The organism is Clostridium saccharoperbutylacetonicum N1-4(HMT), assembly GCF_000340885.1.
GTDB classification, from domain to species: domain Bacteria; phylum Bacillota; class Clostridia; order Clostridiales; family Clostridiaceae; genus Clostridium; species Clostridium saccharoperbutylacetonicum.
On record NC_020291.1, the window covers coordinates 6,345,475 to 6,366,044 of the forward strand.

Below are 20,570 nucleotides of genomic sequence, written 5' to 3' on the forward strand. Positions count from 1 at the left end.
AAATGTCACATTATTCTAGTAATATTTAATCTAAAATTTAAGATTTTTTCCAAATTTAAAATCAATAAATTTATGATAATTCAAATGCTCCAGTATATAATTGATAGTATTTACCTTTTTCTTCAATTAAATCATCATGATTTCCTCTTTCAATTATTCTACCTTGATCTAGTACCATAATTACATCAGAGTTTTTAATTGTTGAAAGTCTGTGGGCAATTACAAAAACTGTTCTTCCATTCATTAACTTATCCATACCATCTTGAACTATTTTTTCTGTTCTTGTATCTATACTTGATGTTGCTTCATCTAGTATTAATACAGGTGGATCTGCTATAGCAGCTCTTGCTATAGTTAATAATTGTCTTTGCCCTTGTGAAAGACTGCCTCCATCTCCAGTTAAGACTGTATCATATCCTTTTGGAAGATGCTTAATAAACTGATCTGCATTTGCTAACTTTGCTGCTGCATGTACTTCTTCATCTGTAGCATCAAGTTTACCATATCTAATGTTATCTGCAACCGTTCCTGTAAAAAGATGAGCATCTTGAAGTACTATTCCAAGTGAACTTCTTAAATCATCTTTTTTGATTTTGTTTATATTTATTCCATCATATCTAATCTTTCCATCTTGTATATCATAAAATCTATTTATTAAGTTTGTAATTGTAGTCTTACCAGCACCTGTTGCTCCAACAAAGGCAATCTTTTGTCCTGGTTTTGCATAAAGTTTTATGTTATGAAGTATGATTTTTTCATCATTATAACCAAAATCCACATCATCAAATACTACTTCTCCATTAAGCTTAGAGTATGTAGTTGTACCATCTTCATGAGGATGTTTCCATGCCCAGATTCCAGTACGTTTTTTAGCTTCAGTTAGGTTTCCATTTTCATCTTCGTTTGCATTAACTAAAGTTACATAGCCTTCATCCATTTCTTTCTTTTCATCAAGAAGAGTAAAGATACGTTCTGCTCCAGCTAAAGCCATTATTACAAAATTAAATTGTTGCGACATTTGATTTACGGTTTGGCTAAAGGTTCTTGTTAATTGTAAAAAGGTTGCAAGAGCGCCTAAAGTAAATCCCCAAAAACTATTTATAGCCAAAATTGATCCAACTATAGCAACTGAAACATAATTTATATATCCTATATTACCCATGATAGGCATTAAAACATTAGCATATTTATTTGCATTATTCGCGCTATTACAAAGTTCATCATTTAACTTATCAAAGTTAATTTTAGCTTCTTCTTCATGACAGAATACTTTAACAACTTTTTGTCCTTCCATCATTTCTTCTATATAACCATTAACTGCACCTAAATCCTTTTGTTGAAGTCCAAAGTATTTTCCACTTTTAGCACCAATAGTTTTAGTAACTTTAAACATTAATAATATAATTAATGCTTCAACTACAATTAGGGGTAAACTTAAACGAATCATAGCAATAAGTACGCCAATTACTGTTATAATTGCTGATAATAATTGAGGTACACCTTGGCTGATCATTTGTCTTAAGGCATCAGTATCATTTGTGTAGAGGCTCATTACATCTCCATGAGCATGTGTATCAAAGAATTTAACTGGCAATGCTTCCATATGTGAAAACATATCATCTCTTATCCTTTTAAGAGATCCTTGAGAAATATACATCATCATACGGCTATATGCATAGGTTGCTATAACACCAACATAATAAACAAACGCCATCATAGCCATCATTTCAAGTAATGGTCCAAAATCAGGAGAACTTTGTCCTAATAATGGTGTTATATACTTATCTATTAAGTCTTTTATAAAGGTTGTTCCATAAACATTAGCAAGAGAACTTATAATTATAGTTATTATTACCATACTAAATAAAAACTTGTATTCCTTTAGTATGTAAATCAGCAATCTTTTTAAAGTCTTTAAAGAATTTTTACTCATTTTAGCAGGTCCGTGTCCACCACGTCCACCTGGTCCACGAACTACTTTTGGCTTAGCATTATTTTGACTCATTATTATCAGCTCCCCTCACTTGAGATTCGTAGACTTCACGATATATAGCATTGTTTTTCAATAACTCATCATGAGATCCAAAGCCATCTATTTTACCATCATTTAATACTATAATTCTGTCTGCATCTTCCACTGAAGAAATACGTTGTGCAATAATAATCTTTGTAGTATCTGGAATTGTTTCTTTAAATGCCTTTCTAATTAAAGCATCCGTCTTAGTATCTACTGCACTTGTTGAATCATCTAAAATTAATATTTTAGGTTTCTTAAGAAGTGCTCTTGCTATACATAATCTTTGTTTTTGTCCTCCAGATACATTGCTTCCACCCTGTTCAATATAAGTATCATATTTATCAGGTAAAGTTTCTATAAATTCTTCAGCTTGTGCTTGTCTGCATGCTTCAATTATTTCGTCATCAGATGCATCTTTCTTTCCCCATCTTAAATTTTCTTTTATAGTTCCTGAAAATAATACATTCTTTTGTAATACCATTGAAACTTCATCTCTAAGAGTTTCAATATCATATTTTTTAACATCAATTCCACCAACTTCAACAGTTCCACTTGTTGTATCGTATAATCTTGGAATTAGTTGAACTAATGTAGATTTTGCACTACCCGTTCCTCCAATAATTCCTATAGTTTCACCTGAATTGATTTTTATATTAGCATCCTCCAATACACACTTATCTTTGTCTTTACTATACGAGAAACTTACGCCATTAAATGTGATTGCTCCATCTTTAACTTCATATATTGGATTTTCTGGATTAGTTAAATCACTTTTCTCATCTAATACTGCAATAATTCTTTCTGCAGATGATTTTGACATAATTACCATTACAAAAACAAAAGACATCATCATAAGGCTTATCATAATATTTGTTGTATAAGCAAACATACTCATAAGCTCACCAGTTGTCATTGAACTTCCAACAATCATTTTTGCTCCAAGCCATGAAAGAAGTAAAATACAACTATAAACTGCAAATTGCATAGCTGGTCCATTAATTATTATTAATTTTTCAGCTCTTATAAAAAAATTGTACAAAGTTTCAGAAGCTTTATAAAACTTATTTGTTTCATGTTCTTCTCTGACAAAAGCCTTTACAGTTCTAATAGCAGTTAAATTTTCTTGTACACTAGCATTCAAATCATCATACTTCTTAAAAACTTCCATAAAATATGGATGTGCTTTTGTCATTACAAAGTATAATACAAAACCTAAGAAAATAATTGCTCCCAAAAATACTAAAGCCAATCTTGCATTAATATAAAAACTCATTGCCATTGCAAAAATAAGCATAAATGGAGCTCTTACAAACATTCTTATTAACATTTGGAACGCATTTTGAACATTTGTTACATCTGTTGTAAGTCTTGTTATAAGTCCAGCTGTGGAATACTTGTCTATATTTGAAAATGCAAAATCTTGTATATTGTAATACATTCCTCTTCTCAAATTTCTAGCAAAACCAGTTGATGCACTTGCAGCAAATTTTCCTGATAAAACACCACATGCAAGGGATAGAAATGATGCACCGAGCATTATAGCTCCATAGATACATACATATTTCATATTACTTTTATTTACTCCATTATCAATTATCGATGCCATTAATACTGGAATAATTGTTTCCATTATTGCTTCTAATGCAACAAATAATGGTGTTAACATTGTGTCTCTTTTAAATTCAGCTATATAACTAGCTAATCTTTTTATCATAATAATCCTCCTTTTGTTAGGTTTCTAACTACTAGTTTAAAAAAATATCAATTATTCACTTATCTTATTAGAGAGTCTATCAAGCAAAGAAATAAACATATTCATTTCAGCTTCACTTAACTCATCCCTAAATGATTTTTCAAAATCTAAAATAAAATCATATACACTTTTTTGAATTCTTGCTCCCTTTTCTGTAATTATTAACTTTTTAAGTCGTGCATCTTCAGATACACTTACTCTTTCTATAAATCCATTTTTCTCCATAAGTTGTAATACGCTTGTTACTGATGAACGTCTAATATCAAGCTCTTCTTCTATATCCTTTTGAAATATATCTCTGTTCTTAGAATTATGGTTTATAAAACCAAGAATTCTCCCCTGAACCCCTGTAATTCCATATTTAGAAGCTTCTTTATCAATTGCTCTATGTATTCTTTTAGCTAATATATTTATTTTCTTTCCAAGGTGTACTTCTTTTTCCATACTCATTCTCCTATTAGTTTGTTAGGTTTCTAACTATTTTTATTCTATATTCAATATTAATTTTTGTCAACCTCCCTAAAATACGTGTATTTCACAGTAAACGATTCAAAATAATTAAGATCTAATTTTTTAATATAACAAAAAAACGTGCTGAAATCTATATGAAAACATTTCAACACGTCTTTTATTATTAAAATAATTTTTTTATATTTTTAGCATTAATATTTATTTTTCTTTATCTATTATGTACACTCCATTTTTGTCTACCTTGTAGCCATCTGGAGTTGTACAGTCTACATATAACTGACCTTCTTCATTAAAGGCATAATCAGAACCATTTATATGCATCCATCTAGGCTTATCTTTTACTCCATTTACTCTCATACAATCTGAATCTAAATAATATTTATGTCCATTGGAATCAGTATACCATGTATTCTCTAATGCATAGCCAGAGGCATTAAAAACATACCACTGACCGTTTATAGCTTTCCAGCCATTATCTGCTGTATAATAATATCCATTATCTACATCTGTGCAGTACCACCAGCCTACATTATTTTGATTCCAACCTAATTTAGTCTTATTTAGGCATTTTACTATTCCACTACATAAACCTTGAGATAATTTATTTTCATAGCTATCATCATTTAATAATCTATCTTCTTGTGGATTAGACATAAATCCCATTTCCACCAATACTACAGGTACCTTAGACCAATTAAAACCTGTCAAATCACTTCTTTGAACCACACCTTTATTATTCATACCTGCACTTGCAACTAAACTATCTAATATAGTTTGTCCATATTCTGCACTTACGCCACTAATACTTGATGCATATCCAACTGGTGCTGGAACAAGCATTGAGGCTCCAGTTATGTTTTGATTGTCAATTCCATCGCAATGTAATCTAATAACTAAATCCGCATTATTGTTATTTCCAACTTCTGCTCTCTCAATATTCCCTGGAGCTTCTGAATCCTGAGTCTTTGTCATTATTACAGTAAAGTTATTCTGCTCCAATAGAGCTTTTAACTTATTTGCAACTTTCAAGGTAACTGCATACTCTGGAACACCAGTTGCAACTCCTTGAGTTCCTCCACCATCTTTGATTTTGGTTATATTCGAATCTGGTGACTGAAGTTCATATCCGCTGTTTCCTCCAGCTCCATGTCCTGGATCTATAACTACTACCTTTTTTCCTGCTGCAAATGCTATCTGATTATTTGGAATTAATATTATAGATGTCAAAAAAACAGCTGTAAACAAAAAACATGCTATTAATCTTTTCATAAGTTCCCCTCCCCTAAGCAATTGAAGACTATACTATTAGATTATTTACTTTTGATACATAATCATTTTCAAAATACTTATATAAGCAAAATTTATCTAACTAAGGTATTCCCCATCTTTCATTATATATTTTACCACTGTAATAGTCTATCTATTTCATTCTCTTGTTCACTATCTATTGTAATGCTTTGTTTGTTATCTAAAGCTATTTCATCCTTTGCATTATCATCTTCTGTTGTATTTCTTACTGGTGAAGTAAGCATTGTGGCTCTCATTTTTTCAGCTATTAATATTGTTAAATATGCAGAAAAATCTAAGCCGAGTGACTTTGCTTCTTTTGATGCAAATTCTTTAATATGAGGTGCTAATGTAATCGTAGTTTTTATTTTTTTACACATTTTTGCTCTTACCTATTATGTCATAAGTTTTAACATTAATCATTTGAGCATCATCCAACACCTTATATTCATTTAAGTAATTTTTAAGTAATAAAGCCCCTCCACCAATAAAAACAAACCTAGAATATTTTGACTGCTCCGGAAATGCTTGCTTTACAGCATTTACTATTTCTCCTGCTCTTAGATTTAATATATTATCTATATCTTTTTCTACATTCACATCTCTACCTTCTACAAATATACTTTTATCTGCAATTATTTGCTCTGCTTTCATGCGATTAGAATAGTTTACCCCATACTTTGATAACTCCTGAAGCAGAACATCATAAGTCGAGTTCACCCCTAATGGATATGTTCTTCCTTCTTTAAACTGTCCATTGCTCATGTACGCAATATCTAAGGTACCACCGCCTATATCTACTACTAAAGTATCCCGTTCAACTAAAGATTTATCATATAGAAATAAGCCTGCTGATTGAGGAAATACAACTACTTTAGTAATTGTAAAACTCCTGCTTTCTCCATTGAGCTTCATAAACACTCTTCTATTTTCAAGAGCTTTTATTAAGGAACCTTTTTGTTCAGCAAAAAATTGTGCTGGAAGTCCAGTTACAACCCTGACATTATTATCTATAGTAGAAGTCATAGTAGCTGCTATAGCTGTATATAAGCAAATATGAAAAATAATGTCTTTATCTCTAGTTTGCTCAGTACTAGTAAACCCGTCATCATTACCAATTAAATATGTTTTGTTATTATACTCTACTGTATATTTTGCTGTTTCCAATTCATGTATCTTTTCTTTCACTGTAGACGAAAAAGAGCCTTCCATACTATGTCCAATAAAGTTAGTCGTATTATAACCTATATCTGCACTAATTCTCATTTTTTAATCCTCCTCTTTTTAATCAATTAGACTACTTTTTTATGGCGCTTATACCACTTTTTCCTTAAATATATTTATTTATAAAATAAGTGCACACTTTATATTCTTTTGTACGTCTTTCATACAGCCTTTGTACAAGCATCTCCTTACTTAGATAAACATTATGTCACGCATATTTGCATATATTGTATTGCTTGTCTATATTTTATATACAAACTCACCTATTCCTCTCACTCATTTGGATTAGAACCCAAAGGGATCTTACCATTTAATTTAGATAATTCAACTTCACTTATTGATTTCATCATATTAAATAGAATAAATTCAGTAATTGTCATACCTTGCTGCCGGGCCATTCGTTTTATAGCCTGCTTCTGTTCTGTTGTAACTCTAAGCATTATGGTTGCATCTTTCATAGCACTCTCCTCCTAATTTATATAATGTAATAACAATATATACATTAAATACAACTTATACATTATCACAACTTTTTTACATATTTTGTAAAATCATTGTTTAAATATTATTAAATTTATCGACTTCTTTCGTAATACTAAATTTAATACAAATAGTTTTAATTAATTTTCAATTTACAGCCTAGCCTCAAAAGTTAAACTAAACAAAAGTGGCTACGCCACGCTCACTCTTAATCACATTTTTACAAACCAAGTTCCTCTTAACCCTTGGTATAACTGCTTTTCAAAATTCAAAAGTTTTATCCTTTCCAGACAATAAAAAAAGAGATACCTAGCTAAAAGTATCTCTTCGATCCAAAACTATTCATTTCCTTACTAAACTATCAAAATAATAATTATATTTATTTACTAATGCACATTTTAATTTTTAATTTTTCTTCCTTCTTTTAACAATCGTTTTATTACCTTTTTAGATCCTCTATTAATATCATGTTCTAATTTCCTTTCTCTGTATTCAACAAACAATTGGTTTAAATCATAGCCTTCTGGATAAAGTTCTTCAGCTTTCATCTCAAGCTTTATCCTTTTATAGTTGACTTTGATAAATTCTTTATTTTTATCAATCATTACTATAAGATTATTGTCTTTATCCATTTCTTCATATACAATACCAATTAAATTTTTATCTAATAAACGTATCTTATCCCCACGTTCATATTGATAGAATGAGTCTGTATTTATTTCCTTCTTAGTTTTATTTACTTTACTCTCATTCAACGTATCATAGTTATAATTTTTATTTTCAATATATCCTTTAGTTTTTTCTATTATTTTTTCACTAATTCCCATTTTCCTTGCAATATATAAAGCATTACTATCTCCAGATTGACCTATGTGAAGCTTATATAAAGGTTCTAATGTGTCTAATTTAAATTCCATTGCAGCATTTTGGAAATGTGGATGCTTTTGCGAAAAGTTTTTTATCTCTCCATAATGTGTTGAAGCAATAGTTATACATCCCATCTGATAAAACTCCTCTAAAATTGCTATAGCAAGTGCTGCCCCCTCATTTGGCTCTGTTCCACTTCCTATCTCATCTAATAATAATAACGTACTCTTATTACTCTCCCTTAATATTTCACTTAAGTTTTTTACATGAGAGGAAAATGTACTTAAAGCATTCTCCAAGCTTTGTTCATCCCCTATATCTATTAATATTTTCTTAAAGATAGATATTTCACTTTCCACATTACACCTAATATGAAGCCCACTCTGTACAGCCAAAATCAAAAGACCAATTGTTTTTAAAACAACAGTTTTGCCACCTGCATTAGGACCTGTAATAATTAAACTCCTATATTCATCTCCAATTTTAAAATTAAGTGGTACTGGATTATTTATTAATGGATAAACGCCATCTTTTATATTAATATACCCAATTTCATTTAACTTTGGTTTTATTCCACCTATTTCTCTACTATATTTTGCTTTTGCCATTATCATATCAAATTCTGAAATCACCTCAATATTGATTTTTAATTCTCGAATATTTCCATAAATCATATCTGTTATTGTTGCTAATATTTTATATTCTTCAATACTTTCCTCTGCCTTTAAAATATTCAATTCTGAAGAATATTTCTCTATGGCATATGGTTCAACAAATACTGTATTTCCTTTAGCAGATGCTTCAACAATGGTCCCCTGTACAATATTTTTATATCCCGCTTTTATTGGTACTGTAAATCTACCATTTCTTTGACTTATAAAATACTCTTGAATAAACTCTTTGTTACTAGGATTTTTTATAAATTTATTAAGTTTTTCTTTTATTTTCCCTTCACAAATATCAATGTGGTTTCTTATTTTCTTTAATTCCTTACTTGCTCCTGCATCAACTCTGCTTCCATTTATTGATTTATTAATTTCCTCCTCTATAAATTCTAATTCAGTAATACTCTCTCCATAAGCTGCTAAGGTTTTAGCATATCCCTCTTTATTTTTTATAAATGATTTTATTTTTCGGCTTCCCCTTAAAAAATCTCCAATAACTAATAATTCTGTAGGCTCTAGCACTGCGCCTTTATCTATCTTATCTAATAATGGATTAATATTTGCTACACCTTCAAGTGGTATATGATAAGATGCATCTAAAAGCCTTCTTCCTTCTGAAGTCTCTTCAAGTCTTCTATTTACCTGCTTTAAATCCGTACTAGGTGTTAATTTATCTATAAGTTCTTTACCTAAACTGCTTATACAATAAGCTTTAACAATTTCTTTTAATTTATCAAAATGTAATTTTTCTAAAGTTTTATTATTCATTTTTCTTCTCCTACAATCAATTTTATGAATGTTAAGAAGATAAGCTATACTTCATAGTACCTATATTAAATTTACACAAAAAAAGCCATAAGCAAACATAATTCACCTATAGCCATAAATTTCTTAATCTCTATATATGTTCTAAAAAATTTTCTTCATTAAGATTTAATTATTATATTAGAGTGGTTGGGTAAGGCAACCAACTAAATTATGAACTTTCTTAATTAGAACTTATATAATAAGAATTTTTGTGAATAGTGTTTATTAAGTATAAGCCTTAGTCAATAATTATTTGTACGACTAATAAACATTCAAAAAGCATATTTTTGAACATAAATATCTTCATAACATTTCTCATTATTTTTAAGACTCTTATTTAATTACTTAATTAAAAACTACCTCACTCACAAAAATTTCTCCTTTCACTATTAAATTAATTACATATTAGCACTAAACGAATAATTCTTCAATCATTTAATACTAATTCTGATTTAAATATTATTACAGCCTCTCCTGAAATCTTAACCTCAGCAGGCTCATTATTTTCTATTTTCACCTCAACTTCAATAATTCCTTGTCTCTTAATAGCTTCACCCTGCTTAGCCTTAAATTTTAATATAGAACCATCGTGTTCAACGAGATTATAATGAACAAGATATGCTCCCAAAGGTCCATTAGCGTTACCTGTAACAGGATCTTCATTAATCCCTATTGCAGGCGCAAACATTCTACCATTTACTAAAATATCACTATCCTCTGTCACTGTAAAAACGTAATATCCATTACATTTAATAGTTTCACTAAGCTTAGAAAGTGCATCATAATTAGGCTGCAAAGCATTTAAAGTTTCAATGCTTTTTATTCCAACCATAACCTTAGAGTGACCTGTTGATACAATTTGAATTTTATAATTTTCCAATAAATCACTAGGTTTAATATTCAGCGCTGCTAAAAGTTCTTCTTTATTCCTACCTTCAATTACATTACCAAACTCAATCTCCCCTTGTGTCATAACAATTTTATAATCTTCATTTTCTCTTATTATATCTACAGGCAAAATTCCTGCTCCTGTCTTATGATATATCCGTGAAGTATCTAATCTTTTTTCAATTGCACGTGCATAATGAGCTGCAATAGTCGCATGTCCACATATAGGAACTTCCTTCATAGGCGTAAAATAACGTAAATGAACTTCATATTCATTACTATCTGAAGAAAATATAAAAGCTGTTTCAGAGTTATTAAGTTCTCTAGCAATTTTCTGCATTTCAAATTCACTTAAACCATCTGCATTTGTTATAACACCTGCTGGATTTCCAGTAAACTTTTCTTTTGTAAATGAATCAATTTGATATAAATTATATTTTCTTATCATGATTTCCCTCCTATTTTATAATGAAAGTCATTTTTTAATTCATAGAAATTAATATCCATATATAGATATCCAAAGCAAGAATTATACATAGGCGGAACTTACCGAAATATGATCCATTTATCTTCCGCAGGACTAGTGAAATTTTCGCTGGATGGGTTCTAAGTGGAAGGTTGCCCCCATTTCTGCATGTTCCTAAAGTAAATTTATGACAAGCAGAAAGTGGAACAACCTTCCACTAATAACCATCACAGCTCAATTTCACATGCCTGCTCCAGAAAAAAATGTATCATATTTCTAGTGTAGTTTAGTAATTTTAATTTCTCAAGAGTGTATACATATTCCATTTATAAGTTTGATTATTCATTTGTATATCTATATAATTAATTATAATTTTACATCAACCTACAAACAAGTACGCACTTTTTAATCATATACTTACCATTTAGAAAGAAGGATTAAAAATATATGAATAAAGAACTATTTCCAAATCAAGAAAAAAGACAGAAGGATTTTAATTGTTCAATAGGTTTTGCTATGACTGTGATTGGAAGTAAGTGGAGAGCCATAATCTTATGGCATATTCTAAAAACAAGTTGTGTAAGATATGGTCAATTAAAAAAATCTATCCCTAACATAAGCCATAAAATCCTCGCTCAAGAATTAAAAAATCTTGAAGCTGATGGTCTTATTAATAGGATTGCTTATGCCACAATACCACCCAAAGTAGAATATACCCCTTCAGATAGAGGAAAATCTTTAGAAAATATCTTAAATGAATTATGTATTTGGGGTAAAAAATATATGTATTAATTTTAATTTGTCATTAATTTGACACATTAGAGAATTATAATAAAAACATAGAATTGATAAAATCTTTTTTTCATAAATATTTACCCCATAAATATTTAAATAATGAAGAGTAACATGCATATCCCCGTATGTATGTTACTCTTTATTTATCAGTATTTTTAGTCCTACCTCAATACCTTAATTCAAACTGTGATTATTAAACATCCTATTTTCCTACAGTTTCTGAAGCTTCTTGATTATATAGTGCTTCTACTTCTTCATCTGTTAATGAAGTATTATAAATAGCTATATTATCAAACTTTGCAGCTGCTATATCTGTATCTGACCAAATATCTCCACTTCCAACTCTAACGTCCTTCATATTTGAAAGGAAATCATCTTTAAAACATGCAGCTAAATCTTTTTGGGCACTTCCAACTTCATTTCCATTTACATACACATGAATTCCTTTAGAATTTACTGTATAAGTTACATATTCCCAAGTATTGACCTTTAATCCTTCTGAAATTTCTGTTGCATCTGTATAGGATCCATTAGCATTAATCCTTCCATAAAGATTTGCACTTATTCTTGTAACAGGATATTTGCCTTGTCCACCTCCGTTTGCTTCAAACAATGCGCTATGCTCCCAATAATTGCTATCACTAGTATTAACATTTACCCACATACCTACTGTATAACCTCTATCTGTAATTTTGCTGAAGGTATCAGTTGGTAAAGCTAAATAATTAGCTTTAATGGCACCTTTATTATTTGTAATGTTAAGAACTTTCCCTCTATTTTGATCTTTAACAATAGAGGCTGAACCTTTTAATATTGCATTTCCATTCTTACTTCCACTATTCGAAACCTCACTTAAACTATTTAATTTTTCAAAATCAAATTTATAAATTGGTGTTTCACTTATATTAGCTAATTTACCTTTAACAGTAACAGAAAATGTTTTAGTATAAACCGCTTGTCCTTTAGTTATTTTTGCTGTTAATATTGTACTTTCATCATTACCTGTACGCTTAATTTTTCCATCAACATCTATGGAATTTTTATTACTTGAAGACCAAGAAATTGTTGTATCAAGTGCTCCTGTTTTTGGTAATGTTATATTTGTTTTTGTAGTATTAGGAATTGAACTTTCTAAAGCTTTTGCTGCAAATTCTACTGCTTGCTTATCATTTAATTTAATCTTGCTGCCCCAAATACATTGATTATTGCTGCCAACAGCAGTAAAAGTCATTACTTTATTTTCATATTTAGATTCATCTTGTTGTTTAAAGAACACCCCCTTATAAGTCACTCCAGCTATTGTTGCATCCATATAATATGAACCATTTTTCACACTCCAAGTACCCGTTATATCACCAGTTATTGTGTTATCAGAATTCAATTTTGCAGTTACTGTATTCAACATTTTCGAACTATTCTCACTGCCATGATTGATAAATTGATAATAACCAACTATATCATCTTTTGAATAACCACTTGTATATATCTTGTCTCCATTATATTCATAAGGTGCAACTACAGGCCATCCTTCTTCATTAATAAACATTTGATGAACTCTTACTTGATGTTCTTCTGTTCCATTATTAAATCTTGTGTGATAAATTAGGTACATTTGACCATCTGAATCTATAAAGGATGAATTATGACCTGCTGACTTATATCCTACATCTAAACAATCAAATTTGTAGTTACCAATAAGCTTAATTCCACAATAGGTATTATCAACATTTCCTAATAGAGCTGCATTATTCCCTGCTTCATCTAAATATGGTCCATTTGAATTTTTAGCTCTGAACAATCTAATATTATATCCACCATTTGCAGCTAAACCACCATAAGACATGTAAAGATAATAATAACCATTTTCTTTATCATAAACAATTTCTGAACCTTCACCAGACTTAGTATATCCTCCAGCTATTCTAGTTCCAAAATATCTATCAGTAGGATTAACAGAATCTGCATTCTTATCTTGACCTGGATATATTGCTTTACCTGTTTCTTTATTTATTTGTAACATATATATACCGCCGGACCATGAACCATAATTCATCCATAGTGTTCCATCCTTATCATAAAACAATTCTGGATCAATAGCATTTGGAGCATAACTTGTATTATAAGCACCATCATTTGCAAACCAATTTGAATTTACTCCTGATAATGTACCATTATCAATAAGTTTTTTAATATTTGTATTTATATAATTTGTATTTTTAGTACTTTTACTATCATAGGCATCGCCCTTAGTAAACCCTGAATATATAATAGTATCTATATAAGTATATGGTCCCTCAATATTTTTAGCTACAGCATACCCTATATCAGAACGTTTATAGGTTGAAGATGTACAATAATACATCATATATGCTCCTTTTGTTCCATCTGCATTTATATAATCATTATTCCAAAAAACACAAGGTGCCCATACAGAATATCCACCATAACTATCAGAATCGTTTTCACCTGCCCATGCAAAAGACCCTGCTAGGTTTTTAGACAAATCTCCAAAAAGAGTATTATTAGGAGTAGTATAACTATTGGTAAACTTAGTCCAATTCTGCAGATCTTTAGATTTTGCAGCTTCTATATGAGATCCAAATACATAATATTCATTCCCATCCTTCACTATAGATGGATCATGGACAGATACTCTTTCCTTTGCTGCTATTGTTACTTTATTTTCAATATTGGCAGATGCTTGTACATTTTGAGTTGTCTCTTCTGCAAATGCCATTTTAGGACTAATTATTGTTGTAGCTATCATTCCTGCTAATAAATACGATGTTAATTTTCTTATTTTCATAATGATATCTTCACTTCCATTTCTTATTGTTAATCTTTTAGTCCAGTAAACCTTTTCTTTTATTGCGTTCCCTCCTTTATTTTATATTTACTTAAATCAACTTTGTTTTAATGGGATTTATAGTGTTTTATTTTAATAAACTTTATAATAATATTCTATATCTCAATTATATAAAAGTAAACATATTTTTCCAAAGTATGAAATATTTATTTATTCATATTTTTATGCACAAAAAAGGCTTAACTATTAAAGTTAAACCTATATCTCATTAAAAACTATATATAAATTATTTCTACTCCTGCAAAGCTAATATCACCGACTAATATTAAAGTATTTGTTTTTATTTGATCACTTTTATTCTTTTCACTGATTCCACCTAAAAATACGTGAGTTCTATCCTCAATCTTCCACGTTCTTGGTACAAATAATTCTATTCCCGAAAAAGAAGCATCAATTCTTACTACCGCAGTTTCATTGCTCATAACAGCATTATCGAAATAAACCTTCATACCTCCAAAAGAACAATTTAAATCTGCTTGTTCAAACTTATCTGTATTTATATATTTTATGCTTTCTCCAAAAGAATTTCTAAAACTAACATGACTTTCATCTTCAACATCAATTTTCTCAAACTTGTAATCTTCACAAAAATGCTTGTGCTTAAGGAAAGTAACGTGTTTATTAAAAATCATTGAAAGACCAATGCTACCAAATAATGCTGCAAGTAATATAGTCCAAGGTGTAATAGCTGTAATTCCTAATTGTTTATCATATATTATCCCAATAAATGCAATTGGAAATAGGATACCTGAAAAATTAAGACGTGGTACACTTTTTACAATAATTGAAACTAAAAAAACTGTTAATATTAAACTAATTGCATTCACACCTTCAAAATATCCAAGTTTGCTAATAACTAAGAAAATGCCAGCTACTATAAATAAAACTCCCCAAAAAACTCTTTCTTTTTTCATCTTACTTCCTCTTTTCTAATAATTTAATTTTTAATGGCTTATAATAATATCTTGAAACATATACCTGTTTGTGAGTATTCTGAAATTCAACTTTACTTGCTGATGATAAACTGCGGGTTATGGAGTAAATATGATTCGTATTTAAAATTGTCGATTTTGAAACTCTCATAAAATATCCTGGTAATAATTCCTCAAGTTCATAAAGCTTATATTTTACGTTATAAATATTGTCTGTGGTATGTGCACAAATACCACTTTCTTCAGTTTCAAAAAATAAAACTTCTTCTAATGATAAATAATACTCAGTTTCACCTTTGTAAAAAGTTAAGCTCTTGTTACTTGATAACATGTCACCCAGAACGACTTGAATGTTTTTAACTTCTTCATTTAGTTCATTACATTTAATAATTACTTCATTTTCCTCAATTTTATTATCCACTTCTATTCGTATTTTCATATTTTCACTCCCCACAATCTCATTATATTCAATGAATTTTCCCTTGTAAATGCAATAACAGTAAGTGGTTAGTTATCGCTGGTAAGTGGTATATTTTTTATGGTGATATGACAATTTACTATATTGTGACAAATTTAAAGAGAAGTCACTTATGGACTTCTCTTAATTCACATTTTACTAAAGTTTAAATTCTTGTACCATATCATTAAGTTTTTGAGCAAGTTCTGCTTGACTTTGTGCTGTTAAAGATACTTGTTCAATAGCTTTTGTGGTTTCATACATACTGTCTTTTATCATTTCAGCTCCTTCACTTGATTTTTGTGACGTTTCAGCCATGGTTTGAACTGCTTGGCTGACTTGACCCACAGTAGCTGTAATTTCTTCAGACATAGCAGCAATTTCTTCAGACATATTGCTTACAAAATCTGAATCCTTATAATATGTATTACCAACTTCACTATAATTATTGAATTGTTCATTAACATTTTTATTTATAAAGTCTAACATGTCTCCACCTGTACTAATACTACTGTTAAATGCTAACTGAACTTTAGTAATAGTGTCTTGAATATTTATTACTGCTTCAGAGGATTGCTCTGCCAGTGTTCTAACTTCTTCTGCTACTACTGCAAACCCTTTGCCCATCTCTCCTGCTCTCGCAGCTTCAATTGCTGCATTCAAAGCAAGTAGATTTGTTTGTTCTGCAATACTTCCAATTGTTTCTGCCATAGTCTTTATACTATCTACTACTTTTCCATCTTCTATAGCCTTTTGCATCTTTTCTTGCTTTTCAATATATATTGCTCTAGTTTCTTTAATTGCTTTTTGACTATTATTTTTAACTTCCATAGATCTTTCCTTCGATTGATTTGCATTGCTACTTCCTTCCATGGCTTTTGATGAAAGTATATTAACACTTGAATCTACTTCTTGAATAGAAGCACTTATTTCTTCACTTGTAGCACTAGATTCCTGCATTGCAGTTGCAATATTATTTACTGCTTGGTCTATTGTAATTGCTTTAGAGGATATTTCTTCAACAGTTGCTGAAAGTTCTTCTGAGGCTGCACTTAAATCTTGTGAATTTTCCATAATTGCTCTTACTAAAGAACTTACATTTTCTTGTGCCTTATTTAATGCCATACCTGTTTGTCCAAATTCATCTTTTCTTGTTATTAAAATTGGACTTGAAAAATCATAAACTGCTAGTCTCTCTGCAAGTTCTTTTATTTTTCTTAATGGAACCATTATATTTTTACTTAATATGTACGACATAAATAAAATAATAAAAAATGATACTGCTGTATAGATTATTGTTAAGTTTCTAACACTATTAAACTGGGTTGTATTATTTTGATTAACTTGCTCTGCAACTTTTTTATTTGCATCAATACTTTTTTGTATATTCCCCAGTAAAGAATTTTTAATTGTAGTTAGATCACCATTACTAATTTTGATTGCTTCATCATAGTTATCAGCCCTAGCAAGCTCAATTGTTTTATTCCTAATCTCAACATATTTTGCTAAGTCACTTTTTAAATCAGCATATGTTTTTTTCTCTTCTGAATCCGTAATTAATTTTTCGTACGCACTCATACTTTGATCATTTTTCTTGTCTATATCCGTTATGACCTTTACATAGTCATCCAATTTTGTTTTATCCCTTTCAAAAACCAACCTATTATAGGTAGCTCTCATATCATTAATATTACCTTTTATTTCTCCTAAATTTTCAATGGACATTAAATTATTTTTGTACATGCTTTCTGCATTACTATTTATTTTTGCAGAGCTTAATATTCCTTCTGCTCCTATTGCAATTATAAAAATGCAAATAACAAAAAATACTGAAATTAGTTTCTTCTTGACACCTAGATTAATAAATAAATTCATTCAATACTACTCCTTTTTATATTTTAAATTATTTTTTTTAGTCATGTAATTTACTTCAACCCATAAAATAACTGTCCTTACACAACTGATAGTTTAAATTTTGCTTGGTAAAATTACAAATCATATCTATAATAACTTTTACTACAATTTTATGTATTATATTATATTTTTTGATAATTTTCCCTTTAATAATTCTATCACAATTGTATAAATATGTATATGAATTTACATTTAGATTTATTTATAAATTTTAATTATGCTTTATTATATAATTGATAATTGAACAAATTTTTAAGAGAAGCCTTAAATGACTTCTCTTAACTCCAATTTTACTAAAATTTAATTTTCTATTTGCTTTGTCGTTCATATTTAACTAACCATTCGTTGAATATATCCATCCCTTTGTGAATAAAAACTAAATTAATCAACATTAACATTAAAGCCAAAATAGAATACAAAATAATAGTATCAAACTGAAATAATAATATTATATGCATAATTACATAAATACATATAGGTAAGCAAATAATACTTGTAATAATAGCTGGAACATATTTTCTTAATATTAAGGTTTGCATACAATGTATTACCAAATGTAAAGTAAATGCAATAAATAATCCTACCCATAAGGTATACCAATTTGTAAGATAAGAAATAACTGTGATTATGCTAATCAAAATAAATTCTTCTGCTACGCCAAATGCAAAAGATGACGTTGTAATATTATCAAAATGAGATAATAGCCTTTTTGATAAGGTAGGAAATCTTTCAATTAAGTATCCCCTATTCTTACAGATCCACGATTGCATAAAAATTATTTCTTCAAAATCATGAAATATAAAAAGCATAGGAAACAGCCATACTATTACTTTCATATTATCCATCTTTATCCTCCCATAAAAGCCATTATATATGTTATTTCCATGTATTATTATAGACAAAAATTACATCATAGTGTGCTTATATGCTAATTATAACATTCAGCTAAATATATTGTTACTATAACAAATTATTATTTCCCGTATAGTTAATATTACATTTTACTGCGATTGTATGGCATTCATATTATTATATACCTATAAATTATCTATTTTTGATTAAATTTATATATTAATATTCTAATGTATGCCTTATATATTCTATTTATATTACAATTACCTTACTATTTGAGAGTTATATAATAATGGATGTATTAATTGTATAGATAATATATACAATTAATACATCCTAGTATCACTAAATAAAACAATTTGAAATTAGCTTTCTTATATTTCTAATTAATGTTTATTTTTCATCGTCGCTCTTAATTCTTTCTTACTATTTTAAAATATACTTAATTTGATTTCCAATTCCTACTTTTTCTATTATCTCGTTTTTTCATAAGACTGTTAAATAATTATATTTATCTTAAAGGGACATTTCTAAAATTTTATATACATCCTCGGCATTTAATGAAACATATGCATATTCTAAAGCACCATGTTCTACTGCAGCTTTTGCCATCTTTTCAAAGTTTGCTTTATCTATTCCAAGTTCAGTTAAAGTCATTGGAATACCACAAGCTTTAAAGAATTTTTCTGTTGCATCTATTGCTTCATTTGCAAGAGCAAATTTATCTTCTTTTTGTTCTAAATGCCATACGTTAACAGCATAGTCAACAAACTTATCAACTGTTACATCACTTAAGATATATCTCATCCAACTTGGAGTTAAAATTGCAAGACCTACTCCATGAGTTATATCATAAAATGCACTTAATTCATGTTCTATTGGATGACAAGTCCAAGCTCCAGCTTTCCCACTTCCTAAAAGTCCGTTAAGAGCCATTGAACTAGCCCACATTATATTTGCTCTAGCTTCATAATTCTTTGGTTCCTTTAAAGCAACAGGGCAATATTTTATACAAGTTTGCAACAAACCTTCCGCAAATTTATCTTGTACAAAAGCATCTGTAGTTTTATTAAAATATTGTTCAAATATGTGTGACATAATATCAGCACAACCTGCAGCTGTTTGAATTGCTGGCAATGTATACAAATATTCTGGATCTAAAATAGAAGTTTGAGGAATCATCTTAGGTGATCCTGTTCCAAGCTTTTCATTTGTATCCATCTTTGAAATAACAGCATTTCTATTCATTTCAGAACCAGTAGCTGCCATTGTTAAAACTGTCACTATTGGTAAAACCTCACCTATTTTAGCTGGATTTTTTACAAGGTCCCATGCATCTCCAGCATAATAATAACCTGCCCCTATAACCTTTGAGCAGTCTATTGTACTCCCTCCACCAACAGCTAAAATAACATCTACTTTATTTTTTCTGCAAAGTTCAACTCCACGTCTTACAGTTTCAATTCTTGGATTTGGTTCAATACCACTTAATTCAACAATATTAAAATCTTTCAATAGCTTTTGGATAGTATCATAGAGTCCATTCTTTTTTATACTTCCACCACCATATGCAAGTAATATATTTTTACCATATCTTTTTAAAACCTCTGGAAGCTTCTCTATTTGTCCCTTTCCAAAAAGCATCTCTGTATATGCATTAAATCTAAAATTCTCCATTTCTTTTCCTCCTCTTACACACGCAATTTATTGCGTTTATCTTTACAATTAAAAGTATACTCCTTAGAGTTAACTCAAGGTCAATAAAAATTTTTAATTTCTGGGCTAAAATGAAAAAGTAACTTCATGATTGCAATAGTAAATTCATCTTA

At 29.4% G+C, this 20,570-nt stretch carries 16 protein-coding genes; 1 reads left to right on the forward strand and 15 read right to left on the reverse strand.

The features are described 5' to 3' along the window. Positions 1-70: 70 nt before the first annotated feature. The 9 genes from CSPA_RS27565 to CSPA_RS27605 form a co-directional block, all read right to left on the reverse strand. Complete coding sequence (locus tag CSPA_RS27565; protein ID WP_015395696.1) at positions 71-2,005, reverse strand: ABC transporter ATP-binding protein; 1,935 nt, start codon at positions 2,003-2,005, stop codon at positions 71-73. Continuing rightward, positions 1,992-3,731, reverse strand: a complete 1,740-nt coding sequence (locus CSPA_RS27570) for an ABC transporter ATP-binding protein (protein ID WP_015395697.1) — start codon at positions 3,729-3,731, stop codon at positions 1,992-1,994. The genes CSPA_RS27565 and CSPA_RS27570 overlap by 14 nt, the downstream gene beginning before the upstream one ends. Positions 3,732-3,782: 51 nt before the next feature. After that, complete coding sequence (locus tag CSPA_RS27575; protein WP_015395698.1) at positions 3,783-4,214, reverse strand: MarR family winged helix-turn-helix transcriptional regulator; 432 nt, start codon at positions 4,212-4,214, stop codon at positions 3,783-3,785. Positions 4,215-4,439: 225 nt separating this feature from the next. Further along, positions 4,440-5,510 carry an N-acetylmuramoyl-L-alanine amidase family protein gene (locus CSPA_RS27580; protein ID WP_015395699.1) on the reverse strand — a complete coding sequence of 357 codons (1,071 nt, stop codon included), beginning with the start codon at positions 5,508-5,510 and terminating at the stop codon, positions 4,440-4,442. 131 nt (positions 5,511-5,641) lie between these two features. After that, positions 5,642-5,908: a hypothetical protein gene (locus tag CSPA_RS27585; protein ID WP_015395700.1), complete on the reverse strand. Its 267-nt coding sequence runs from the start codon at positions 5,906-5,908 to the stop codon at positions 5,642-5,644. Beyond that, positions 5,901-6,794, reverse strand: coding sequence for a ParM/StbA family protein (locus tag CSPA_RS27590; RefSeq protein WP_015395701.1), 894 nt, complete (start codon positions 6,792-6,794; stop codon positions 5,901-5,903). Before CSPA_RS27590 ends, CSPA_RS27585 begins: the two co-directional genes overlap by 8 nt. Before the next feature lie 230 nt (positions 6,795-7,024). Next, positions 7,025-7,210: a plasmid mobilization protein gene (locus CSPA_RS27595; RefSeq protein WP_015395702.1), complete on the reverse strand. Its 186-nt coding sequence runs from the start codon at positions 7,208-7,210 to the stop codon at positions 7,025-7,027. Between the two features lie 420 nt (positions 7,211-7,630). Next, entirely contained in the window at positions 7,631-9,532 is a 1,902-nt protein-coding gene (locus tag CSPA_RS27600; protein WP_015395703.1) for an endonuclease MutS2, read from the reverse strand. Between the two features lie 466 nt (positions 9,533-9,998). Continuing rightward, positions 9,999-10,907 carry a PhzF family isomerase gene (locus CSPA_RS27605; RefSeq protein ID WP_015395704.1) on the reverse strand — a complete coding sequence of 303 codons (909 nt, stop codon included), beginning with the start codon at positions 10,905-10,907 and terminating at the stop codon, positions 9,999-10,001. 465 nt (positions 10,908-11,372) lie between these two features. On the opposite strand from CSPA_RS27605, the gene CSPA_RS27610 reads away from it, so the two are divergent. Further along, positions 11,373-11,717: a winged helix-turn-helix transcriptional regulator gene (locus tag CSPA_RS27610; protein ID WP_015395705.1), complete on the forward strand. Its 345-nt coding sequence runs from the start codon at positions 11,373-11,375 to the stop codon at positions 11,715-11,717. Positions 11,718-11,922: 205 nt separating this feature from the next. Here CSPA_RS27610 and CSPA_RS27615 read toward each other — a convergent pair whose 3' ends face one another. The 6 genes from CSPA_RS27615 to CSPA_RS27640 form a co-directional block, all read right to left on the reverse strand. Beyond that, a complete protein-coding gene (locus CSPA_RS27615; protein WP_015395706.1) occupies positions 11,923-14,526 on the reverse strand; it encodes a family 43 glycosylhydrolase in 2,604 nt (867 codons plus the stop codon). Between the two features lie 275 nt (positions 14,527-14,801). Further along, on the reverse strand, positions 14,802-15,500 hold the full coding sequence (locus tag CSPA_RS27620) for a LiaF transmembrane domain-containing protein (RefSeq protein WP_015395707.1): 699 nt from the start codon (positions 15,498-15,500) through the stop codon (positions 14,802-14,804). Between the two features lies 1 nt (position 15,501). Further along, positions 15,502-15,957 carry a LytTR family DNA-binding domain-containing protein gene (locus CSPA_RS27625; RefSeq protein WP_015395708.1) on the reverse strand — a complete coding sequence of 152 codons (456 nt, stop codon included), beginning with the start codon at positions 15,955-15,957 and terminating at the stop codon, positions 15,502-15,504. A 177-nt stretch (positions 15,958-16,134) separates the two neighbouring features. Next, positions 16,135-17,850, reverse strand: a complete 1,716-nt coding sequence (locus CSPA_RS27630) for a methyl-accepting chemotaxis protein (RefSeq protein ID WP_015395709.1) — start codon at positions 17,848-17,850, stop codon at positions 16,135-16,137. A gap of 347 nt (positions 17,851-18,197) precedes the next feature. Beyond that, entirely contained in the window at positions 18,198-18,734 is a 537-nt protein-coding gene (locus CSPA_RS27635) for an HXXEE domain-containing protein (protein ID WP_015395710.1), read from the reverse strand. Between the two features lie 523 nt (positions 18,735-19,257). Then, the gene (locus CSPA_RS27640) at positions 19,258-20,418 is read right to left on the reverse strand and encodes an iron-containing alcohol dehydrogenase (RefSeq protein WP_015395711.1); all 1,161 of its coding nucleotides are present in this window, start codon (positions 20,416-20,418) and stop codon (positions 19,258-19,260) included. Positions 20,419-20,570: the final 152 nt, after the last annotated feature.

Bases quoted from the DNA above. Each gene is read 5' to 3' on its own strand.
- CSPA_RS27565 (WP_015395696.1), bottom strand. From the start codon at position 2,005: ATGAGTCAAAATAATGCTAAGCCAAAAGTAGTTCGTGGACCAGGTGGA.
- CSPA_RS27570 (WP_015395697.1), bottom strand. From the start codon at position 3,731: ATGATAAAAAGATTAGCTAGTTATATAGCTGAATTTAAAAGAGACACA.
- CSPA_RS27575 (WP_015395698.1), bottom strand. From the start codon at position 4,214: ATGGAAAAAGAAGTACACCTTGGAAAGAAAATAAATATATTAGCTAAA.
- CSPA_RS27580 (WP_015395699.1), bottom strand. From the start codon at position 5,510: ATGAAAAGATTAATAGCATGTTTTTTGTTTACAGCTGTTTTTTTGACA.
- CSPA_RS27585 (WP_015395700.1), bottom strand. From the start codon at position 5,908: ATGTGTAAAAAAATAAAAACTACGATTACATTAGCACCTCATATTAAA.
- CSPA_RS27590 (WP_015395701.1), bottom strand. From the start codon at position 6,794: ATGAGAATTAGTGCAGATATAGGTTATAATACGACTAACTTTATTGGA.
- CSPA_RS27595 (WP_015395702.1), bottom strand. From the start codon at position 7,210: ATGAAAGATGCAACCATAATGCTTAGAGTTACAACAGAACAGAAGCAG.
- CSPA_RS27600 (WP_015395703.1), bottom strand. From the start codon at position 9,532: ATGAATAATAAAACTTTAGAAAAATTACATTTTGATAAATTAAAAGAA.
- CSPA_RS27605 (WP_015395704.1), bottom strand. From the start codon at position 10,907: ATGATAAGAAAATATAATTTATATCAAATTGATTCATTTACAAAAGAA.
- CSPA_RS27610 (WP_015395705.1), top strand. From the start codon at position 11,373: ATGAATAAAGAACTATTTCCAAATCAAGAAAAAAGACAGAAGGATTTT.
- CSPA_RS27615 (WP_015395706.1), bottom strand. From the start codon at position 14,526: ATGAAAATAAGAAAATTAACATCGTATTTATTAGCAGGAATGATAGCT.
- CSPA_RS27620 (WP_015395707.1), bottom strand. From the start codon at position 15,500: ATGAAAAAAGAAAGAGTTTTTTGGGGAGTTTTATTTATAGTAGCTGGC.
- CSPA_RS27625 (WP_015395708.1), bottom strand. From the start codon at position 15,957: ATGAAAATACGAATAGAAGTGGATAATAAAATTGAGGAAAATGAAGTA.
- CSPA_RS27630 (WP_015395709.1), bottom strand. From the start codon at position 17,850: ATGAATTTATTTATTAATCTAGGTGTCAAGAAGAAACTAATTTCAGTA.
- CSPA_RS27635 (WP_015395710.1), bottom strand. From the start codon at position 18,734: ATGGATAATATGAAAGTAATAGTATGGCTGTTTCCTATGCTTTTTATA.
- CSPA_RS27640 (WP_015395711.1), bottom strand. From the start codon at position 20,418: ATGGAGAATTTTAGATTTAATGCATATACAGAGATGCTTTTTGGAAAG.